This is a genomic window from Pseudomonas palmensis (assembly GCF_017848315.1).
In the GTDB taxonomy this organism is placed as follows: domain Bacteria; phylum Pseudomonadota; class Gammaproteobacteria; order Pseudomonadales; family Pseudomonadaceae; genus Aquipseudomonas; species Aquipseudomonas palmensis.
On sequence record NZ_JAFKEC010000111.1, the window covers coordinates 1 to 4,763 of the forward strand.

Annotated in this window: 3 protein-coding genes and 1 pseudogene; all 4 read left to right on the plus strand. The window is 66.7% G+C overall.

Translation table 11 applies throughout. The annotated features are described in order from the left end of the window. Positions 1 to 451: 451 nt before the first annotated feature. Positions 452 to 766, plus strand: a pseudogene (locus JZZ72_RS28420) (transposase); the annotation flags it as partial. A gap of 87 nt (positions 767 to 853) precedes the next feature. Beyond that, positions 854 to 2,392, plus strand: a complete 1,539-nt coding sequence (locus JZZ72_RS27470; protein ID WP_088515468.1) for a ShlB/FhaC/HecB family hemolysin secretion/activation protein — start codon at positions 854 to 856, stop codon at positions 2,390 to 2,392. Positions 2,393 to 2,422: 30 nt separating this feature from the next. After that, positions 2,423 to 4,228 (plus strand): DUF2341 domain-containing protein, encoded by a 1,806-nt coding sequence (locus JZZ72_RS27475; RefSeq protein WP_054916079.1) that lies wholly within the window; start codon positions 2,423 to 2,425, stop codon positions 4,226 to 4,228. Between the two features lie 10 nt (positions 4,229 to 4,238). Beyond that, complete coding sequence (locus tag JZZ72_RS27480; RefSeq protein WP_058541155.1) at positions 4,239 to 4,664, plus strand: ExbD/TolR family protein; 426 nt, start codon at positions 4,239 to 4,241, stop codon at positions 4,662 to 4,664. Positions 4,665 to 4,763 lie beyond the last annotated feature (99 nt).

Consider the following 4,763-nt stretch of genomic DNA (forward strand, 5'->3'; position numbering starts at 1 on the left):
GCGCACGACCCTGAGGGCGCTGGATAGCCCAGGCCCTGCATCTCTCTTCATGAAGCTTTGGTGACAAAAGTTCGGTAGCAAAGCGCCACCCCCGTCATGGGTATGTGCAGTCACTGCGCAGCCGCACAGGGACGAAGGGAGTGGAGCGATGGGAACCATGGAACGCTACGCAAAAGTCGGAATGCAGGAACTCGATCAACGCCTGGCGAAGATCGTCGAAGCCGCGCGCAAGCAACCGGTGTCGGTGTACCGCTACGGCGCACCCTGGGTGTGGATCGTGTCCCAGGACGACTGGCAAAGCGCGCTCAAGGAAGTCTCCAGCTGCATCCCGCCAGGCCATTCGCTGGTGATGCTCAAGCCCAGGGTCGAGGAACTGCTGGCCGCCCACGCGCAGGAGCTGGCCGACCTGGCCCGGCGCAACGCGATGAGCATCGCCCCGCACACCCTGATGCACCTGCTGCTGTTGCAGCTGCTGTATTCGGTCCCCAGCGAAAAACAACTCTACGAACAGCTCAACTACAACCTGCTGTTCCGCTGGTTCGTGGGCCTGGAACTCAAGTCGCGGGTGTGGAGCTTCAACCTGTTCAGCCACGACCTCAACGCACTGCTGGCCTGCCAGCAGGCCACGCGCCTGCTGCAGTCGATCGTCAACGAGGTATGCAACGCGGGCCTGGCGCAGATGCCCGAGTTCAGCCTCAACCTGGCCCAGCTGCACAGCTGGCTGGCCCGCCACGCCGGTCACGGCGGCGCAGACAACCATTCATAAGACACGGCCCTGGGCCAGACGGATTTCCTTGAACGAGGGGGCGGTGTGGAGCATTTGTTTTTCAACGGGTGGCGAGCCGGCGCAGTGATGCTGCTGGCCCTGGGAACCCACCACGCAAGCGCCGAACAGGCCGAGCGTCGCGTCGACATCAACGAGTACGTGGTGCGCGGCAACACGGTGCTCGATGCCCGCGCCATCGAGGAGGCGGTGTACCCCTACCTCGGCCCGCAGAAGACCCTGGTGGATCTGGAAGGCGCCCGTGAGGCCCTGCAGAAACGCTATCAGGCGCTGGGCTATCAGTCGGTGTTCGTCGAGCTGCCCGAGCAGCAGGTCGAAGGCGGCGTGGTGTACCTGCAGGTCAGCGAAACCAGGGTCGGCCGGGTACGAGTGGTCGGCGCCAGGCATTACTCGCCCGTGGAGATCCGCGAGCAGGTGCCGGCCCTGAGCGAGGGCCAGGTGCCGGACTTTGCCAAGGTCCAGGGCGAACTGGCCGCACTCAACCGCGGCCCCGGGCGCCAGGTGATGCCACTGGTGCGCGAAGGCCAGCGCCCCGGCACCCTGGACGTCGACCTGCAGGTCGAAGACAAGCAGCCCTGGCACGCCAGCATCGGCCTGAACAACGACTACAGCGCCGACACCAGAAAGCTGCGCAGCGTGGCCACCGTGGGCTACAACAACCTCTGGCAACTGGGTCACAGCGTGTCGCTGACCTGGTTCACCGCCCCCCAGGACACCGACAACGCGCAGGTGTGGTCCGGTTCATACAGCGCGCCCCTGAACCCGCGCTGGACCCTGCAGGCCAGCGGCTACAAGTCCGACAGCAGTGTGGCCACCGTGGGCGGCAGCAACGTGCTGGGCAAGGGCCATTCCTACGGGCTGTCGGCGATCTACTCACTGGTGCCGGACGGCAACTGGGCCAACTCGTTTTCCGTGGGCATCGACTTCAAGGACTTCGACGAGCAGGTCGAACTGGGCGGCGAGCGCGATACCGTGCCGCTCAAGTACGCACCGATCACCCTGGCCTACAACGGCTTTCGCTATACCGAAGCCTCGCAGCTGGGGCTGGGCCTGAGCCTGGTGGCCGGCACACGCCGGCTGTTCGGCTACGGCAGCGACGACGAGGCCTTCGACTACAAGCGCTACCGCGCCGACTCCAGTTTCGCCGCGCTCAAGGGCGATGCGAACTACACCTTCACGTTTGCCGGCGACTGGCAGAGCGCAACCAAGCTGGGCTTTCAACTGGCCTCCGGGGCCCTGGTGTCCAACGAACAGTTCGCTGCCGGCGGCGCCACCTCGGTGCGCGGCTACCTGGCCGCCGAACGCACCGGCGACGACGGCCTGCTGTTCTCCCAGGAACTGCGCACGCCCTCGCTGGGCCGCTACGTGGGCAGCTACATCAGCGACTGGCGCTTCTATGTGTTCGCCGAAGGCGCGCAGCTGTCGCTGCAGGACCCGCTGCCCGAGCAGGACGACCACTTCAGCCTGGCCAGCGTCGGCCTGGGCACCCGCGCCACCCTCAACGACTGGCTGTCCGGCAGCCTGGACTGGGGCCTGCCGCTCAAGGACGGCGCGAACACCGAGAAAAACCACTCGCGTCTGCACTTCAGCGTACAGGCAACCTTCTGACCCCATCGGCATCGACCCTGGAGACATTCCATGCAACGCCTCATCTTGACCCTGCTCATTTGCCTGGGCTTTGCCCTGCCGGGCAGCGCCAGTGCCTGGTGGCAGGACGACTGGCAGTTCCGCAAGCAGATTTCCGTCGACACCACGCCCCAGGGCGCGGCGCTGACCCAGTCGCTGGGCCGCACGGCACTGCTGGTACGCCTGCACACCGGCAATTTCAGCTTTGACGGGGTCAATGAAAACGGCGCGGACATCCGCTTCGTGGCCAGCGACGACAAGACCGTGCTCAACCACCAGATCGAAAGCTTCGACCCGCTGATGGGCATGGCGCTGATCTGGGTCGACGTGCCGGACGTGCAGGGCGGCCAGCGCCAGGACCTGTGGATGTACTACGGCAACCCCAAGGCGCAGCCGGCCAATGCGCAACCGGCCTTCGATGCCGACTACACCCTGCTGATGCACTTCGACGGCGCCGCACCGCGTGACGCCAGCCCCTACGGCAACCAGGCCCAGGGCAGTGCGGCGAGCATCGAGGGCATCATCGGTCGCGCCATCCAGTTCAACGGCCAGCCGCTGCTGCTGGCACCCAGCCCGTCGCTGCAACTGCCGGCTGGCGCTGCCTTCACCTTCAGCGCCTGGGTACGCCAGGACCAACTGCTGGGCGATCAGTTGCTGCTGGCCCGCCATGAAGGCGAAAACCGCCTGCTGCTGGGTGTGAGCCAGGGCCTGCCGTTCGTCGAGGTCAACGGCCTGCGCAGCGCTGCCGGCCAGGTGCTCGATGCCGGTCAGTGGCAACACCTGGCGCTGGTGGGCGAGGGCGGTACGCTCAGCCTGCTGGTGGACGGGCGCCAGGTCGCCAGCCTGACCGCGGCGGTGCCGGCGTTCAATTCGACCCTGGCCATCGGCGCCGACCTGCCGCCGGCCGAGGGTCAGCCGGCCGGCGCCTATGTGCCGTTCGTGGGGGCGATGGACGAGCTGCGCCTGTCGCGCATCGCCCGCGCCGTGCCGGTGCTGCAGGCCGACGCGCTGGCCCAGGGCGCCGAGTCGCGCCTGGTGGTGTACGGAGTGGATGAAGAGCAGTCCGGTTTCGGTTTCGGCAGCCTGGGCTTTCTGCTCAAGGCGGTGCCGCTGGACGCCTGGATCATCATCGCGGTGCTGGTGCTGATGATGGTGCAGTCGTGGGTGATCATGCTGCGCAAGAATCGCACCCTCAACCACGTCAGCCAGGCCAACCGGCTGTTTCGCGAGCAGTTCGCCAACATCGGCACGCGCCTTGAGATGTTCGCCGACGACACCGCCCTGGGCGAGCGCCTGACGCACTCGTCGCTGTGGCGCCTGTACCTGGTGGCGGTCAAGGAGATCCGTACCCGCCGCGCCCAGGGCTTCGACACCTCGGCGGTGTCGGCGGCCACCATCGAGGCCATTCGCTGCTCCATGGACGGGGTGCGCACCCGCGAGAACCAGGCGCTGGGCTCGAAGCTGTCGAGCCTGTCCAACGCGATTGCCGGCGGCCCTTACATCGGCCTGCTGGGCACCGTGCTGGGGATCATGGTGGTGTTCCTGGGCACCGCGATGGCCGGTGACGTGAACATCAACGCCATCGCCCCCGGCATGGCCGCGGCGTTGCTGGCCACCGCCATGGGGCTGTTCGTCGCGATCCCCGCGCTGTTTGGCTACAACCGCCTGATCACCCGCAACAAGGAGGTCAGCGCCGACATGCGCGTGTTCGTCGACGAGTTCATCACGCGCCTGGCCGAGCTGCATGGCGAAGGCCAGGCCGGCGAGGCCAGCCACCGGCGTGCTGCCCACGCTGCCCACCCGTCCGTACCGGCCTGAGGAGAGCGCCATGGCAGCCATGAATGCTTCCCACGACGATGACGACGACGCGGCCGTCGACAGCATCAACGTCACCCCGCTGGTGGATGTGCTGATGGTGGTGCTGGTGATGTTCATCCTCACCGCCACCGCGCAGGTGTCGGGCATCCAGATCCAGCTGCCCAAGGCCAGTGCCTCGGTGTCGCTGTCCCAGCCCAAGACCAAGGCGATCTCGGTCAACGATTCCGGGCAGGTGTTTCTCGACGCCTACCCGGTGACCCTGGCCGAACTGGAAGAGCGCCTGCGCAGCGAGAAGGCGCGCAGCCCGGACTTCCCGATCATCGTGCGCGGCGACGCGGCGGTGCAGTACCAGAAGGTGGTCGAGGTGCTCGACCTGTTGCGTCGGCTGGAGCTGGCCCAGGTCGGGCTGGTGACCGGCAAGCCGAACCAGGGTTGAGGATGCCCATGAACCAGAAGTTCGATAGCCGGCGCCTGCTCAAGTGGGGCGTCGTGGCACTGGTGGGCGCGGGCCTGGCCTGGTTGCTGTGGCAGTGGG

Coding starts and splice junctions, on each gene's coding strand:
- JZZ72_RS27475 (WP_054916079.1), top strand. CDS start 2,423: ATGCAACGCCTCATCTTGACCCTGCTCATTTGCCTGGGCTTTGCCCTG.
- JZZ72_RS27470 (WP_088515468.1), top strand. CDS start 854: ATGCTGCTGGCCCTGGGAACCCACCACGCAAGCGCCGAACAGGCCGAG.
- JZZ72_RS27480 (WP_058541155.1), top strand. CDS start 4,239: ATGGCAGCCATGAATGCTTCCCACGACGATGACGACGACGCGGCCGTC.